This window comes from Mesorhizobium sp. M0037, assembly GCF_040323635.1.
GTDB lineage: Bacteria > Pseudomonadota > Alphaproteobacteria > Rhizobiales > Rhizobiaceae > Mesorhizobium.
In genome coordinates this window covers 103674-118087 of record NZ_JAMYVB010000010.1, presented here as the reverse complement: position 1 = coordinate 118087, position 14414 = coordinate 103674, and the positions used below count along the sequence as shown (strand labels likewise).

General features: G+C 62.8%; 16 protein-coding genes. 8 read left to right on the top strand and 8 right to left on the bottom strand.

Features of this window, described 5'->3' with window-relative positions:
• Window positions 1-163: 163 nt before the first annotated feature.
• The 7 genes from NKJ78_RS16930 (at window position 164) to NKJ78_RS16900 (ending at window position 7682) form a co-directional block, all read left to right on the top strand.
• Window positions 164-1372 (top strand): septal ring lytic transglycosylase RlpA family protein, encoded by a 1209-nt coding sequence (locus NKJ78_RS16930; RefSeq protein WP_352459010.1) that lies wholly within the window; start codon window positions 164-166, stop codon window positions 1370-1372.
• Between the two features lie 102 nt (window positions 1373-1474).
• A complete protein-coding gene (locus NKJ78_RS16925) occupies window positions 1475-2641 on the top strand; it encodes a D-alanyl-D-alanine carboxypeptidase family protein (protein WP_023738862.1) in 1167 nt (388 codons plus the stop codon).
• 72 nt (window positions 2642-2713) lie between these two features.
• A complete protein-coding gene (tmk, locus tag NKJ78_RS16920; RefSeq protein WP_023668949.1) occupies window positions 2714-3388 on the top strand; it encodes a dTMP kinase in 675 nt (224 codons plus the stop codon).
• Complete coding sequence (locus NKJ78_RS16915; RefSeq protein ID WP_023730621.1) at window positions 3385-4440, top strand: DNA polymerase III subunit delta'; 1056 nt, start codon at window positions 3385-3387, stop codon at window positions 4438-4440. Before tmk ends, NKJ78_RS16915 begins: the two co-directional genes overlap by 4 nt.
• 90 nt (window positions 4441-4530) lie before the next feature.
• Complete coding sequence (gene metG, locus NKJ78_RS16910; protein ID WP_023738863.1) at window positions 4531-6081, top strand: methionine--tRNA ligase; 1551 nt, start codon at window positions 4531-4533, stop codon at window positions 6079-6081.
• A complete protein-coding gene (locus NKJ78_RS16905; protein WP_023728031.1) occupies window positions 6081-6869 on the top strand; it encodes a TatD family hydrolase in 789 nt (262 codons plus the stop codon). The genes metG and NKJ78_RS16905 overlap by 1 nt, the downstream gene beginning before the upstream one ends.
• Window positions 6870-6872: 3 nt before the next feature.
• On the top strand, window positions 6873-7682 hold the full coding sequence (locus tag NKJ78_RS16900) for an MBL fold metallo-hydrolase (RefSeq protein ID WP_023738864.1): 810 nt from the start codon (window positions 6873-6875) through the stop codon (window positions 7680-7682).
• Between the two features lie 55 nt (window positions 7683-7737).
• On the opposite strand, the gene NKJ78_RS16895 is transcribed toward NKJ78_RS16900, so the two are convergent.
• The gene (locus NKJ78_RS16895; RefSeq protein WP_245260427.1) at window positions 7738-8463 is read right to left on the bottom strand and encodes a GNAT family N-acetyltransferase; all 726 of its coding nucleotides are present in this window, start codon (window positions 8461-8463) and stop codon (window positions 7738-7740) included.
• Between the two features lie 333 nt (window positions 8464-8796).
• Between NKJ78_RS16895 and NKJ78_RS16890 the strand changes: the two genes are divergently transcribed.
• Window positions 8797-9378, top strand: a complete 582-nt coding sequence (locus NKJ78_RS16890; RefSeq protein WP_023738865.1) for a hypothetical protein — start codon at window positions 8797-8799, stop codon at window positions 9376-9378.
• Between the two features lie 75 nt (window positions 9379-9453).
• On the opposite strand, the gene NKJ78_RS16885 is transcribed toward NKJ78_RS16890, so the two are convergent.
• The 7 genes from NKJ78_RS16885 to NKJ78_RS16855 all read right to left on the bottom strand — a co-directional run bounded on the left by NKJ78_RS16885 (window position 9454) and on the right by NKJ78_RS16855 (window position 14389).
• Window positions 9454-9783: a hypothetical protein gene (locus NKJ78_RS16885; protein WP_023696110.1), complete on the bottom strand. Its 330-nt coding sequence runs from the start codon at window positions 9781-9783 to the stop codon at window positions 9454-9456.
• A complete protein-coding gene (locus NKJ78_RS16880) occupies window positions 9780-9929 on the bottom strand; it encodes a hypothetical protein (RefSeq protein ID WP_023738866.1) in 150 nt (49 codons plus the stop codon). The genes NKJ78_RS16885 and NKJ78_RS16880 overlap by 4 nt, the downstream gene beginning before the upstream one ends.
• A 44-nt stretch (window positions 9930-9973) precedes the next feature.
• The gene (locus tag NKJ78_RS16875) at window positions 9974-10882 is read right to left on the bottom strand and encodes an alpha/beta fold hydrolase (protein WP_352459153.1); all 909 of its coding nucleotides are present in this window, start codon (window positions 10880-10882) and stop codon (window positions 9974-9976) included.
• Between the two features lie 52 nt (window positions 10883-10934).
• The gene (locus NKJ78_RS16870) at window positions 10935-11711 is read right to left on the bottom strand and encodes a DUF8605 domain-containing protein (RefSeq protein ID WP_031253419.1); all 777 of its coding nucleotides are present in this window, start codon (window positions 11709-11711) and stop codon (window positions 10935-10937) included.
• A 107-nt stretch (window positions 11712-11818) separates the two neighbouring features.
• Window positions 11819-12595: a pyrroline-5-carboxylate reductase gene (locus tag NKJ78_RS16865; protein WP_023710519.1), complete on the bottom strand. Its 777-nt coding sequence runs from the start codon at window positions 12593-12595 to the stop codon at window positions 11819-11821.
• A gap of 23 nt (window positions 12596-12618) precedes the next feature.
• Window positions 12619-13497, bottom strand: a complete 879-nt coding sequence (locus NKJ78_RS16860) for an aldose 1-epimerase family protein (RefSeq protein WP_023738870.1) — start codon at window positions 13495-13497, stop codon at window positions 12619-12621.
• 175 nt (window positions 13498-13672) lie between these two features.
• On the bottom strand, window positions 13673-14389 hold the full coding sequence (locus NKJ78_RS16855; RefSeq protein WP_023738871.1) for a Bax inhibitor-1/YccA family protein: 717 nt from the start codon (window positions 14387-14389) through the stop codon (window positions 13673-13675).
• Window positions 14390-14414 lie beyond the last annotated feature (25 nt).

Sequence of the window (14414 nt, the reverse complement as noted above, 5' to 3'; positions counted from 1 at the left end):
CCGCCACATTCCTGCCCGGTTCCGGACACAATCGATTAATACGCTGATAAACAATTCCTGCGCACAAGGGATGGGGATTGGCGCGTCGCAGGCATTGCTCATCTGGCTCCGCCGAAATTCTAGAAGCGGCGCCTGTGTCGAGACGGTAGGGGACATCGGAAACATGCAGACCACGACGCATCGGCGTCTTCGTCGCGCTCCTGCTTTGGTGTTGTGCGCTCTTTCGGCTGCGTTGCTGGCCGCGTGCGCGTCGCCGCAGTCCGAGCCGAAAGCCATGGTCTACAAGAAGCCTCGCTCTAAGGAATATTTTGCCGAGACCGAGTACGGCGTGAAGGCCAGCCCGCGCGTGCAGTACATGCGGCGCGGCGGCGGCCGCGACCAGTTGGGCAAGCCCTATCAGGTGCGCGGCAAGTGGTATTACCCCAAGGAAGACAAGCGCTACGCCAAGGTCGGTCTCGCCTCCTGGTATGGCGATGCCTTCCACGGTCGTCTCACAGCCAATGGCGAAGTCTACGACATGACCCATCTGACGGCGGCGCATCCGACCATGCCGCTGCCAAGCTACGCCCGTGTCACCAACACCGAGACCGGAAGCTCGGTCATCGTGCGCGTCAACGACCGCGGCCCCTATCACCAGGGACGCATCATCGATGTCTCGGAACGCGCCGCGCAAATGCTCGACTATGCCAAGGTCGGCACGGCCAAGGTCAAGGTGGAATATATCGGTCGCGCGCCGCTCGACGGCAATGATGACCAGTATCTGGTGGCCTCCTACCACCCGGGCAACAATCGTCCGGATCCGTCCGACGGCTTGCCGACCGGGGTCATGGTGGCGATGAACGGACCTTCGCCGAGCCTATCTGTTGGCGCACCCCCTGCCGTAGTGCCGTTTCCTGGTCAGTTGACGAATTCCGACACACAGCCAGTGATGTCGATGCAGGCACCGGCCTCAAGCGATGTGACGCTGCCTGAATTCGGGCCGATCGTGCCTCAGCGCCCGGAATCGCCCTTTGCCGTGGCTTCGCTCTCCTATGCGGATGAGCGCGCACAGCGCGCCGACGTCTTTGCAGCGCTTGACGACCGGGGCATGTCGCCAGCCGACATCCTGCAATCGTGGAAGAAATCCAACCCGCAGGCATCGCCTGCCGTTTCCGACTATGTCGCCGCCGGATCCTTCGACGATGCTGCCGAGGCAAAGCGGGTGGCTGCGGCTCTCGAACCGTTCGGCAGGACCGAAATCCAGAGCACCGAACTCGACGGCAATGAGTGGTACGCGGTCAATCTCTATCCGGATGGCCATGGCAATGTCGACGACCTCTTGCGCGCGGCATGGTCGCATGGCGCGCCGGACGCGCTGGCTGTGCGCAACTGACCAACAAAGGCACGCCGGTTTTGTCATTGCGCGGTTGATCCGCCGGGAAGAAGCCTGATAGCGTTGCGGCAAGTTTCTGCCGGCTAACAGTCGAGCCTCTTCATGCGATTTCGCCTTTTCCACCCTTTTGCCGGGCTTTTTGGCCTTGGCTTCTTGCTTGCCGCGCTGGTTCCGGCCAACGCGCAGCTTTTCGAAACCAAGGCGACGCAGGCTTTCATGATCGATGCCGAAACCGGCACGGTGCTGTTTTCCAAGGATGCCGACCAACCGATCCCGCCGGCCTCGATGGCCAAGCTGATGACGATGGAGATGGTCTTCAACGCCATCAAGTCGAAGCGCATGAGCCTCGACGACACCTTCGTGGTTTCGGAAAATGCCTGGCGCAAGGGCGGTGCGCCTTCGGGAACGTCGACCATGTTTGCCAAGCTCAAATCGGCGATCCGGGTCGAGGATCTGATCCAGGGGGTCACCATACAGGCCGCCAATGACGGCTGCATGGTGCTGGCCGAAGGCATGGCCGGTTCGGAAGAGAATTTCGCGGCGCAGATGAACGATCGCGCCCGCCAGATCGGGCTCGCGAAATCGACATTCGTCAATTCGACTGGCCTGCCGGCCGACGGCCAGCAGACGACGGTGCGCGAACTGGCGCAGCTTGGCCTGCATATATGGCGCGAATATCCGGATCTCTATCTCTATTACGGCCGGGCCGATTTCACCTGGAACAAGATCTCGCAAAAGAACCGCAACCCGTTGCTGGCCATGGGCATCGGTGCCGATGGGCTGGCGGTCGGGTCGAGTGAGGCGGGCGGTTTCGGCATCGTCGGCTCGGTCAGCCATGACGGGACCAGGGTGTTCGCGGCGATGAGCGGATTGGCCAACGATCGCGAGCGCGCCGAGGAAGCGCGCAAGCTGCTCGAATGGGGCGTCCGCTCCTTCGAGAAGACCGAGATTTTCGCCAGCAACGAAGTGGTCGGCGAGGCCCAGGTGTTCGGCGGCGCCAAATCCAGCGTAGCGCTGAAGGCAAAGGCGCCGATCGACGTCCTGCTGCCGATCGCCAACCGCGACAAGCTGACCGCCAGGATCGTCTATCAGGGGCCGGTATCGGCGCCGGTGGAGGAGGGGCAACCCGTCGGCGCGCTGCGCGTCTGGATCGGCGATACGCTGAGCCAGGAAACGCCGCTTTTCGCCGCCGAATCGGTCGGCGTCGGCACACTGCCGCAACGCGCGTTTGATGCCGCCAGGGAACTGGCCGTAGGCTGGCTGCGTTGAGTTCCCGCGGCGTGGACCTTTTCTCGGGCGCGGACTAAGACACCAGCGCAAAGCAGGACAAAGGCCTTTCGATTGGCAAGCGGATTTTTCATCACCTTCGAAGGCGGCGAGGGCGCCGGCAAGTCGACGCAGATCGAGCGGCTGGCCCAGAAGATGCGCGCCAAGAAATACGATGTCCTCCTCACCCGCGAACCCGGGGGGTCACCCGGCGCCGAGGCGGTCAGGCACGTGCTCCTGTCCGGCGCCGCCGAGCCTTTCGGGCCGAAGATGGAGGCGCTGCTGTTTGCCGCCGCACGCTCCGACCATGTCGAGCAGGTCATCCGGCCGGCGGTGGAGCGCGGCTCCATCGTGCTTTGCGACCGTTTCCTGGATTCGTCGCGCGTCTATCAGGGCGTCACCGGCGGCCTCGATCCGGCTTTCATGGAAGCTCTGGAGGAGGTCGCCATCAACGGCATGATGCCGGACATGACGCTGATCCTTGACATTGACCCCGCCGAGGGCTTGCGGCGCGCCGCCGCGCGGCGTGGCGCCGAGGACGGTCCGGACCGCTTCGAAAAGGAGACGCTGGACATCCACCAGCGCCGCCGTGACGCCTTCCTGGCGATCGCAGCCGCCGAGCCGGACCGCTGCATCGTGATCGACGCGTCGGCGCCTCCCGCTGCGGTGGAGGATGTCATCACCGCGGTGGTGTTCGCCGCACTTGAGGCGAGGGCGCCCGCGCGCAACCGACAGGCGGCGCCCGCATGATCTTCGAACGCATCGCTCCCGAGCAGCACGACACACTGGACGGTGTACCGGAGCCGTCCGAGACGCTGCGCCTGGTCGGCCATGAGCAGGCGGCCGCGATGCTCGCTGCCGCCTATCGCTCGGGAAAACTGCCGCATGCGTTGATCTTTGCCGGGCCGGTCGGCATCGGCAAGGCGACGCTTGCCTTTCACCTGGCGCACCATCTGTTGAAGCATCCGGCCTTCGACCAGGCGCCGGATGTGTTTGCCGTTCCCGATCCGGCCTCACCGCTGTTTCGCCAGATCGCCACAGGGGCGCATCCCGGCGTGCTGCATCTGACCAGGCCGCTGAACGACAAGACCAAGAGCTTCAAGACGGTCGTCACCGTCGACGAGATCCGCAAGGTCAACCGCTTCCTGTCGCTGACCTCGCATGACGGCAGCTACCGGGTGGTGATCGTCGATCCGGCCGACGACATGAACACCAACGCCGCCAATGCCTTGCTGAAGAACCTTGAGGAGCCGCCGAGCCGCACGCTGTTCATCCTCATCGTGCATGCGCCGGGCAGCCTTTTGCCGACCATCCGCTCGCGCTGCCAGATGGTGCGGCTGACGCCGCTCGATGCCGGCAGCCTGATGAGCGTTCTGGAAACCGTCGAGCCGCCGCCACCTTCCGATCCTGCCGCGCGCGCGGCATTGGCGGAACGGGCAGGGGGCAGCGCCCGCAATGCGATCCTTCTGACCCAATATGGCGGGCTGGAGATTGCCGGCACGCTCGACGCCCTGGTCACGTCGGGCAAGAGCGACATCGCCGGCGCCTATCGCCTTGCCGAGGCCGTCGCCGGCCGCGACCAGGCGATCCAGTTCGACATCTTCAACCGCCGCGCGCTCGATCTGCTCTCCACCGGCGCCAGTGAAGCCGCGCTGGCTGGGGATCTCGCGCGGGCGAAAACGCTGTCCGACACTTGGCACGAGGCGCTGAACGCCATATCTGAGACCGATACCTACAATCTTGACAAGAAGCAGCACGCCTTGACCATGATCGACCGCCTGAATTCCGCAATGCGAATGTGACCGGTTTCGGCATTGCGGCGGGATGGCAATCGCCGTCTCGATGCGATATCCACCGCTCACATTCATTCGGCCATTCATGACGGTTAATTCATGTCACGCGACACATTCTACATCACGACACCAATTTTCTATCCGAACGGCAAGCCGCATATCGGCCACGCCTATACGGTCATCGCGACCGACGCGCTGGCCCGCTTCCAGCGCCTGGACGGCAAGGACGTGCTCTTCCTCACCGGCACTGACGAACACGGCCTCAAGATGCAGCAGACGGCCGAGAAGGAAGGCATAACGCCACTCGCGCTTGCCGACCGCAACTCGGCGATCTTCCGTTCGATGACAGAGGTCCTGGGCGGCTCGAATGATGATTACATCCGCACGACGGAACCACGCCACTACGAGTCGTGCCAGGCGATCTGGAAGGCGATGGCGGCCAATGGCGACATCTATCTCGACCGCTACAGTGGCTGGTATTCGGTCCGCCAGGAAGGCTATTTCGAAGAGAGCGAAACCACGCTCGGCGACGACGGCGTGCGCCGCGAGCCGCTTGGCTCGCCGGTCGAATGGAATGAGGAGGAAAGCTACTTCTTCAGGCTTTCCGCCTATCAGGACAAATTGCTTGCGCTGTACGAAAGCCAGCCCGATTTCGTCGGTCCGGCCGAGCGCCGAAATGAGGTGATGAGCTTCGTCAGATCCGGCCTCAAGGATATCTCGGTCTCGCGCACGACCTTCAATTGGGGCGTGCCGGTGCCCGGCGACGACAAGCATGTGATGTATGTCTGGGTCGATGCCTTGACCAACTACATCACCGCTGCCGGCTATCCCGACACCAAGGCCGAGCAATGGCGCTACTGGCCGGCCACGCACATTATCGGCAAGGACATCGTCCGCTTCCATGCCGTCTACTGGCCGGCTTTCCTGATGTCGGCCGGCATCGAACTGCCGAAGCGCGTCTTCGCGCATGGCTTCCTGTTCAACCGCGGCGAGAAAATGTCGAAGTCGGTCGGCAATGTCGTAGACCCCTTCACCATGGTCGAGCATTACGGCCTCGACCAGGTGCGCTATTTCTTCTTGCGTGAGGTGCCATTCGGCCAGGACGGCAGCTACAGCCATGACGCGATCGTCAACCGCACAAATGCCGATCTCGCCAACGGTCTCGGCAATCTGGCGCAGCGCTCGCTGTCGATGATCGCCAAGAACTGCGGCGGCGTGGTGCCGCATCGCGGCGAGCTGACCGAAGCCGACAGCGCGATCCTCGACCAGGCGGTGGAAGCGCTGGGTACCGCGCGCCAGGCGATGGCGGAACAGGGCATCCATCTCGCGTTGGCGGCGATCTTCGGCGTTGTGGCGGAAGCGGATCGCTACTTCGCCTCGCAGGCGCCCTGGGCGCTGAAGAAGACCGATCCGGCGCGTATGGAAACGGTGCTGTGGACGACCGCCGAACTGGTGCGGCGCGTGGCATTGCTGTGCCAGCCCTACATTCCGGGGTCGGCCGGCAAGCTGCTGGACCTGCTGGCGGTGCCGGCGGACAAGCGTGACTTCGCGCATGTCCATGCCGACTATGCGCTGGTGCCCGGCACGGCGCTGCCCGCGCCGGAGGGCGTGTTTCCGCGTTATGTCGAAAACCCTGAGGCGAGCGCCTGATGCTCGTCGACAGCCATTGTCATCTCGACTTTCCGGATTTCGCCGAGGAGCGGGCGGCCATCGTCGCCCGCGCAAAGGCTGCCGGTATAGGTCGCATGGTGACCATCTCGACACGCGTGAAGCGGTTTGCGCAAGTGCTTGAGATTGCCGAGAGTTTCGACGAAATCTATTGCTCGGTCGGCACCCATCCTCACAATGCCGGCGAAGAGCTGGATGTGACGGCTGAGGACCTTGTGCGCCTGTCCGCGCACCCGAAGGTGGTGGCGATCGGTGAGGCCGGGCTGGATTATTTCTACGACAAGGCGCCACGCCACGCGCAGGCGCAGGGCTTTCGCACTCACATATCGGCCGCGCGCGAGTCCGGGCTGCCGCTGGTGATCCATTCGCGCGATGCCGACGACGATATGGCTGCCATCCTCGAAGACGAAACAGGGAAGGGCGCCTTCCCCTTCATCCTGCATTGTTTTTCGTCGGGGCGACGGCTGGCAGAGGTCGGCGTGGCGCTTGGCGGCTATGTGTCCTTCTCGGGCATACTGACCTTCAAGAACTCCGCCGATTTACGCGCCATCGCAGCCGATGTGCCGCATGACCGGCTGCTGGTCGAGACCGACGCGCCGTATCTGGCGCCGGTGCCGTTCCGCGGCAAACGCAACGAGCCGGCCTATGTCGCGCATACAGCCAAGGTGCTGGCGGAGACGGTCGGCGTTGGCGAAGCCGAGATCGCGACGCTGACGACGGCGAACTTCTTCCGGCTGTTCGGCAAGATGCCGCGGCCCGCCGGGCTCTGACGCATGAGCGACCGGCTGCGCCTCACCATCCTCGGCTGCGGCTCGTCACCTGGCACGCCGCGCATCACCGGCGATTGGGGCAATTGCGACCCGGCCAATCCGAAAAACCGGCGTACACGCTCAGCCGCGCTCGTCGAGCGGATAGCAGCCAACGGCGCCAGAACCACGGTCGTCATCGACACCGGGCCTGATTTCCGTGAGCAGATGCTGATGGCGGCGGTCCGGCGCATCGACGCCGTCGTCTATACGCATCCGCACGCCGACCACATCCACGGCATCGACGATCTGCGCGGCTACGTGCTGGAGCAGCGCCATTTGATCGATGTCCATGCCGACCAGCCGACCATGCTCAGGCTGCGCGAAGCGTTCGGCTATTGCTTCGAGACGCCGCTTGGCAGCTCCTATCCGCCGATCGTCAGGCCGCACATCATCGATCACGCAAGGGCGGTGACGATCGAAGGCGAGGGCGGTGCCCTCACCCTCGAGCCGCTGCCGCAGATCCATGGCGACATCATTTCGCTCGGCTTCCGCATCGGCGGGCTGGCCTACTGCCCCGATATAAGCGACTTCCCGGATACCACCGCCGAGCGGCTGCGCGGCCTGGACATGCTGGTCATCGATGCCTTGCAGTACCATACCCATCCCAGTCATCTGTCGCTCGGTCAGGCGCTTGGCTGGATTGAAAAACTGGCGTCGAAACAGGCCGTGCTGACGCATATGCATGTGCCGCTCGACTATGCCACGGTGAAGGCCGAGGTGCCGGCCAACGTCACTCCGGCCTATGACGGCATGGTGATCGAAATTCCTTTATGAGACAGCATGATACGAGCAGATCTTTATAAGGACGTTCGGTTCTTCAGTGCGAAGATCAGCAGCGTTCCAATCCGCTCATAGCCCATGCGGGGATAAAGCAGCGCTCCGGCGTCGCCAACAGCATCGAGCACCGCGACCCATGCGCTTTGTCGTCATGCAGCATTTTGGCCATCAGCGCCTGGCCGATGCCTCGACGCCGGTGCGAAGGCTCGACAAACATTGCCGAGCACCATGTGGCGCCGACGGCGTCTATGCTGCGCACACGCCCGACGATGGCGTCGCCATCGAGCGCCACATACTGGCGAAACGGCGCATCGTCGCCGAGTTGATCGTCTGGAAGTGTCCGCCTGCGTATGACCTTTCCCAGTTGTGCAGCGCGTTCAGCCGTCCTCACGCGTTCGATAGAGACGATTGCTGGCGGGTCTGGAATTTGGCGCAGCGACTGGACGAAAAAGCCTTCCGTCCGCAGCAGCCGGTAGCCGAGCGCCTTGTAGGCCGTTCGCGTTGGTTCGTCCGGGCCATCATTCGCGATCACGACCGAAACGGCAAAGCTCGGCCGCGCATGCTGCCGCACGATGGCATCGGCTTCCTCGGCGGCGACGTCATGGACGATCCATTCTTCGTCACGGTAATCGCGTGCATTCTTGCGCTCGGCATCGCGCATCAGCCACAAGGGTCCGACGCGGCTGGCCTCGTAGGGAAAGGAACGGCTCTTATCGGTACTGAAGCCGTGCACGAACACTTCGATCGCCGCTTCGATGTCACGCTTTCCTGTCGTCATCGACACAGCGTAGCGTTGGCCATCGGCTCAAGGCAACACGCGTCGATCATGCCAAGCCTATGAAAGTCCGCGTCATTTCCCAGCTGCAGCCTCATGTAATAAGTTCCATAATCTATCTTATGCGACTTTCATATGTGGCTGCTGCTTCCATTAGCGGCGTGCCAATATACGCCCTGCTGACTGAGATGCAGGCCGGCGGCTCACTGGGCGGTCACCATCCCATGGCTGCGATACAACGCATGATTTGCCGACAACGTCCCAACGGGTACCCTCAAGGGCATCCATCTGGCAGCGATGTGGCCTGCTGACGCGCGGTTCGTATAGCTTCCCCGAATGGAATCGTTCCCCGAGGTCATCACTCACAACTACGATCCCCGTCGAGGACCGTGCAGAAATGTTTGCGAGCTTTCCGAAGAGCAGGCAGAACGGGTTCTTGACGAGATCAGAGCGTCTGGGCTGCGCGCTATCAAACCAAACTACTTGGAGAGGCGACGATTAACGGAGGAATGGCTCATTCGAGAACGGCGCCGACTGCTTGGGCCCACGAAGCTAGAGCGTCCGGTCTATTTCTTTCTTGGCGACTTTGCCGACGGCAAAGACCCGTCACGGCCAAGCCGACTCGTTATGCGACTGCGAGAGTTCCCACCGGAGACGCTCACTTTCACCTATCCGGACAGCATGGCAAGTCTCCCGATCGCGACGCGTGACGATCTTCGCCCCCAACGAAAGCGATACCACGGGCAAGTGTTTACTCTTGGTGAGATCGAAGCCGTCGTGGCCGAATTTGGGATGCCCGGTGAGCGCTGGAAGACCGATCCAACGATGAAGTACGACAAGTTCATCGAGGTGCAGGTATGGGATGATCGCCTCATTAACGAGCGGCTGCTTCAGGTCGGTTCCCCCCTCTCCCCTTAGCGATTGGGATGGCGCCTTCGCAAAGGCCTCGACTTCCTGCTCGACGGGCTGGCACCAGGATAACGAACAGGAGCGTCATCCCGAGAAGCTTTCCAGGAGGCCGCTGAAGGCTGCTGCGATTGCAACAAGATGGAAGACGCCAAGGGCCAGCCATCTGGAGCCGCCGGCGCCCGCAACAAATGCCCCATAGGCGGGAAACTGCAGCGCAGCCAATCCGATCGAAAGGCCGGTGATCGTAGTGTTGGTCAACAGCGTTGCCAGCATGGGGACCGGATAGAGAAGTCGCGCCAGCCCATAGTCGCCATGCCCGGCTCCGGCCGAATAGAGCGCCAGGAAAAAGGCGACGGGCGTGATGCCGAGGCCGACAAGGAACCCTGCCCGCGAGGAGAATTTTGGCGACGTCATCTGGCCATGGCCACGGCAGCGGACGGGTCGCGGTCGTCAGGCGCGAGCTTGGACGAAGTGACAAGCAGCTTCTCCTGATCGGCCCGCGACTTCGGCTCGATCGCGATTTGCAGCAGTGGCCAGGGCGCGGCAGACTTTTCCATCATGGCGCCATGGTTGCAGATCGATCCGATGGCCGCAACGGAGGGGTCTACGCCCGGCCCGTCCCTTTCGCTTCCTGACTGTGGACGCGCGCCAGAAAATCGCGCACCAGGGGAAGCGCCTCATCGAAATGGGTTTCGAGCAGCCAGTGGCCGGCGCCGCCGATGAGATGAAGTTCTGCTTCCGGCAAATCGCGGTGGTAGGCATGCGCCGATTGTGCCGGCATGTAACCATCCTCGGGGCCCCAGACAATGAGCGTCTGCGGTTGGTGCTCGCGCAGATAGCTCTGATAGCGCGGGAACCAGCCGAGGTTCGCCTCCAGCTTCTCCATCAGGCCGACCGCGAGCCGCCGGCGGATCGGCGTGTCCATCAAAGGCCAGTGGAGTTTCCAAAGATCGGGAGGCACGCGCTCGGCTACAGCGTAATCCACCTCTCCGACAAACTCGTGCCGGAACCCCTCCTCGCTCACCGCCTCTTCCAACGGCCGGTGCTTTTCGGGCGTCTTTTCCTTCCAATAGGCTTTTATCCCAGCGTATTTCGGCCCGAGAACATCCTGGTATATATCGCCGTTCTGGATGATGAGTGCCGCTATGCGCTCGGGATGTGCGATGGCGTGGCGCAGTCCGATCTGCGAGCCATAATCGTGCAGCCAGAGAGCATAGCGCGACATGCCGAGCGCATCGGCGAAAGCTGTCAGAAACTCGGCATAGGCATCGAAATCATAGCCAAAAACCAACATTTCGGGCGTGGCGCTATAGCCAAAGCCGGGAAAGTCCGGCGCGAATGTATGCCAGCGATCGGCAAGTGCCGGCATCAACCGTCGGAATTGATAGGACGAGCACGGATAGCCGTGCGGCAGGAGAAGGACGGGAGCATCAGGCGGGCCGTCTTCGCGATAGAAGATGCTGTTTCCGTCAATGTCGATCCGGCGATGTTGCAATTCTACCTCCTTGCTCAAAGCTTGCCCGCCACTTTGTTTACGGTGCTCCGGCAAGAAGGTTCCCTTGAAGTCAGGGCGTGACGGCTTCCGGCTGTCCATTCCCCGACAGGATCTGCAGCGTTCCGCGCGTGGCGTTGCGGAACGCATCGTCGAAACTGACGCCACGTACCTGCCAGCGATAGTCCTTATCCTTGAAGCTGAGCCGCCAGTCGCCGACCCAGCCCAGCGCTTCCTGGCGCCATACCAAAGTGCCGGCAAGCAGGGCGTCCCCATCCAGCGTGTTGGCCACGTCGGCGAGCGCGACGTCGGACGGCCGAGGCAACTCCAGCGGCAAACCGGTCCGGTGCGCCGCGTCCGCCAGCGCAACGCGCATATCCGCCGCAAGCTCGCCGCCGCCATCGCGCACCAGCGTGAAGCCGTCGCCTTTCATCGGCCTTACATCCAGCAGTGCGACGATTTTTGGCCGCGGCACCGCCCACGGTTTGCGCCCGAGCGACGCCAGCAAGGCATCGATCTCGTCCGGGTCGAAATCGGCGGTGATGTAATGCGGCCGGTCGTGGGTGCCCTGCTCGTCATGCGGCGGGCGGTTGTTGAGCAGGTCGCGGTAGCCGACACCAGTGACATAGTCGGCCGCGTGCCGGCTCATGTCCGCAACACGCGGGTCGCCGATCAGCCGCGGGTCGCCGGAAACCTTGACCAGCACCTCTTCAAGGCACGGCGCCAGGCCCCACGCCCGGTTCTCCTCGCCAGTGCCGCTGGTCACCGACTGCGCGCGGTAGATGCTGGCGCGGTCGATGTCGGCGGCAGCGACCGGAAAGACAATCAGCACAGCCAGCGCCGCTGCCACAAAGCCCAATTTCAAGCATCCAGGCACCCGCCGACCCTCCCGAAACGGTCCGGAACATCCGTTGGAGCCATACTCCTGATCATCAGGGAACTTCAAGGTGCCGCCCATCAAGGCGTATCGCCGACGATGCGCCGGTGTACGCCGTCCAGGCTCTCGGTGAGCGCCTCGAACACGTTTCGCGCCGTGAGTTCGCGAAGAACCTGTTCGTTGATGCCGCCGCGCGTCGCATAGTCCTGCGCCAGATGCATGAAGTCGGCATCCGGCGACATATCAGGAGCGCTTCCCAAGGCTTTGAAAAGCGAGGCGATGTAATCGCGCCCCTTCCCTTCCTCCACGCCATTCCTCTTGAGCCAGCTGTTGATCGTATCGAGATATCTGAAGTAGCTGGCATAGGTTGCGGTGGCCACGCTCAACGCGTTGAATTCGGCTGAGTTCTCGACCTCGATCACTTTCCCCAGATTGCCGAACAAGGCAGCGACAGTGGCATCCGGCGGGCAGATGATCGTTGCCCCCAGCCGGTGGGCGATCATCGGCATGGGCAGCGCTTTCGTCACCTGGTGCGCGGGTGCGGTCAAGCGGGCAATCTCCTCGCGCGGCAGCGTGGCGATCAAGCTGATGAGGTGATGCTCGCGCCGAAACCGCAAACCCGGCAGGACGTCATGCGCAATTTGCGGCCGGACAGCCAGCATGACCAGGTCGCATTGATCGAGAACCGCCTGATTGTCATCAGCGATACGCACATCCGGATAACGGGCTGCCAGCTCTGCGGCGATCTCTTCATTGCGCGGCGACAGCAGCACGGAGACGGAGTTATCCGCGACGGATTTGAGCCCGCTGACAATGGCCGCTGTAAGGGCACCCGTGCCGATGAAGCCAAGTTTCATCGCGCCTGTCTCTGGTTCATCGGTCACAGCGGCGCATGCTCGAGCCGTACCTGATAGCTCAGCACGCGCTTTTCACCGGGCGCGATCAGCATCACGCCCGGCTTGTCCGCGAACTCACCATCGAAATCGACGGGGCTGGCGAGGCCATGCCAGGGTTCGATGCACAGGAACGGAGCGCCGCCCGGCTTCGACCAGATGCCCAATTCCCTAAAACCCTGCCACGACATCTCGATCGCCGCACCGTTACGGGCGGCATAGCGCACGCTGGTGCTGGCCGGCCGGTCGAGGATCACGGCGTCTGCCTCGAACAGCTGTTCGGAAAGCGCCAGCGTTTTGCCTTCGATGGGCGTCGGCTGTGGTGCAGCCACCACCAGGCCATCCTTCAGCCGGCGGATCGGCGCCGGCTCGTTCTGGGCAAAGGTCAGGTGGTAGTCTGTCTTGGCGAGCCCCGGCTGCAATGGCCAATTGAAAGCCGGATGTGCACCGATGGAGGCTGGCAGCGTCTCGTCGCCGGTGTTGGCAATCTCGAAGCTCACACCAAGTTCGCGACGCTCGAGCGTGTAGGTGATGGCAAGGCGAAAGGCGAACGGATAGCGCGTGCGTGTATCGGCATCGTCGGTCAACACCAGCGCGCAGGATCGGGGGCTCGCGTCAGCCCACACAAATGGCTTGTCGCGGGCAAATCCGTGCTGCGTCAGGGGATAGACCCGGCCCCGATGGCGAAGCTGGTCCCCCTTCAGCCGGCCGACGATCGGAAACAGCACCGGCGAATGCCGCCGCCATTCCGGCCCGGCCTGCCACAAAAACTCCAGACCCTCGGCATTGCGCAAGGAGACGAGCTCGGCCCCCTGCCCGACAATGGTTGCCGAGATGCCGTCGCCGTGAAGCGTCACTTGTTCCATGCGTTCTCGCGGAAAGCTGCGTGCGAGCGGCAGGTTAGCAAAAGCCCCCATGGACTCAAGGGCGCAGCGACATCGCGCTGATAGAGGAGCGATGTCTCGACGGCAAAAACGACAGTGGCCGGAGATTCTCCTCCGGCCACTGCGAGATCGAGATTGTTGCCCTGCTACGGTTCGACTATTCGCGTTCGCCGGTGAAGTTCAGCAGCAGCTGGAAGATGTTGACGAAGTTCAGGTAGAGCGACAGCGCGCCGAAGACGGCGAGCTTCTGCTGCGATTCCGCGTCGAAATTCTCCGCATACTGTTCCTTGATCGTCTGCGTGTCCCAGGCGGTCAGGCCAACGAACACCGCGATGCCGATCACCGAAATGGAGAACTGCAGCGCGGTCGAGCCAAGGAAGATGTTGACGACGCTGGCGATCACCACACCGATCAGGCCCATGATCAGGAAGGACGAGAACTGGGTCAGGTCGCGCTTGGTCGTGTAGCCGTAGAGGCTGGTGGCGCCGAACATCGTGGCGGTGATGAAGAAGGTGCGCGCGATGCTGGTGCCGGTGAAGACCAGGAACACCGAAGCCAGCGACAGGCCCATCACCGCGCAGAAGGCCCAGAACATCAACTGGGCGCTCGCCGCCGACATCGTCTGCATCTTGAACGAGAACAGCAGCACGAAGGCGAGCGGCGCCAGCATCACCACCCATTTCAGCGGGCTGGAAAAGATCGGCACGTAGAGGGCCGGCGTCGAAGCGACCACCATGGCGACGATGCCGGTGACGACGAGGCCGATGCCCATATAGTTATAGACACGCAGCATGTGGCTGCGCAGGCCCTCGTCATAGACGGCGCCGGCGCGCGCGCCAGTGCCCATGCGGTATCCGAGGTCAGGGGTATTCATGCGGGTTCTCCTTATGTGGTCTCAG

Coding starts and splice junctions, on each gene's coding strand:
- NKJ78_RS16930 (WP_352459010.1), top strand. CDS start 164: ATGCAGACCACGACGCATCGGCGTCTTCGTCGCGCTCCTGCTTTGGTG.
- NKJ78_RS16925 (WP_023738862.1), top strand. CDS start 1,475: ATGCGATTTCGCCTTTTCCACCCTTTTGCCGGGCTTTTTGGCCTTGGC.
- NKJ78_RS16915 (WP_023730621.1), top strand. CDS start 3,385: ATGATCTTCGAACGCATCGCTCCCGAGCAGCACGACACACTGGACGGT.
- metG (WP_023738863.1), top strand. CDS start 4,531: ATGTCACGCGACACATTCTACATCACGACACCAATTTTCTATCCGAAC.
- NKJ78_RS16905 (WP_023728031.1), top strand. CDS start 6,081: ATGCTCGTCGACAGCCATTGTCATCTCGACTTTCCGGATTTCGCCGAG.
- NKJ78_RS16900 (WP_023738864.1), top strand. CDS start 6,873: ATGAGCGACCGGCTGCGCCTCACCATCCTCGGCTGCGGCTCGTCACCT.
- NKJ78_RS16895 (WP_245260427.1), bottom strand. CDS start 8,463: ATGACGACAGGAAAGCGTGACATCGAAGCGGCGATCGAAGTGTTCGTG.
- NKJ78_RS16890 (WP_023738865.1), top strand. CDS start 8,797: ATGGAATCGTTCCCCGAGGTCATCACTCACAACTACGATCCCCGTCGA.
- NKJ78_RS16885 (WP_023696110.1), bottom strand. CDS start 9,783: ATGACGTCGCCAAAATTCTCCTCGCGGGCAGGGTTCCTTGTCGGCCTC.
- NKJ78_RS16880 (WP_023738866.1), bottom strand. CDS start 9,929: ATGATGGAAAAGTCTGCCGCGCCCTGGCCACTGCTGCAAATCGCGATC.
- NKJ78_RS16865 (WP_023710519.1), bottom strand. CDS start 12,595: ATGAAACTTGGCTTCATCGGCACGGGTGCCCTTACAGCGGCCATTGTC.
- NKJ78_RS16860 (WP_023738870.1), bottom strand. CDS start 13,497: ATGGAACAAGTGACGCTTCACGGCGACGGCATCTCGGCAACCATTGTC.
- NKJ78_RS16855 (WP_023738871.1), bottom strand. CDS start 14,389: ATGAATACCCCTGACCTCGGATACCGCATGGGCACTGGCGCGCGCGCC.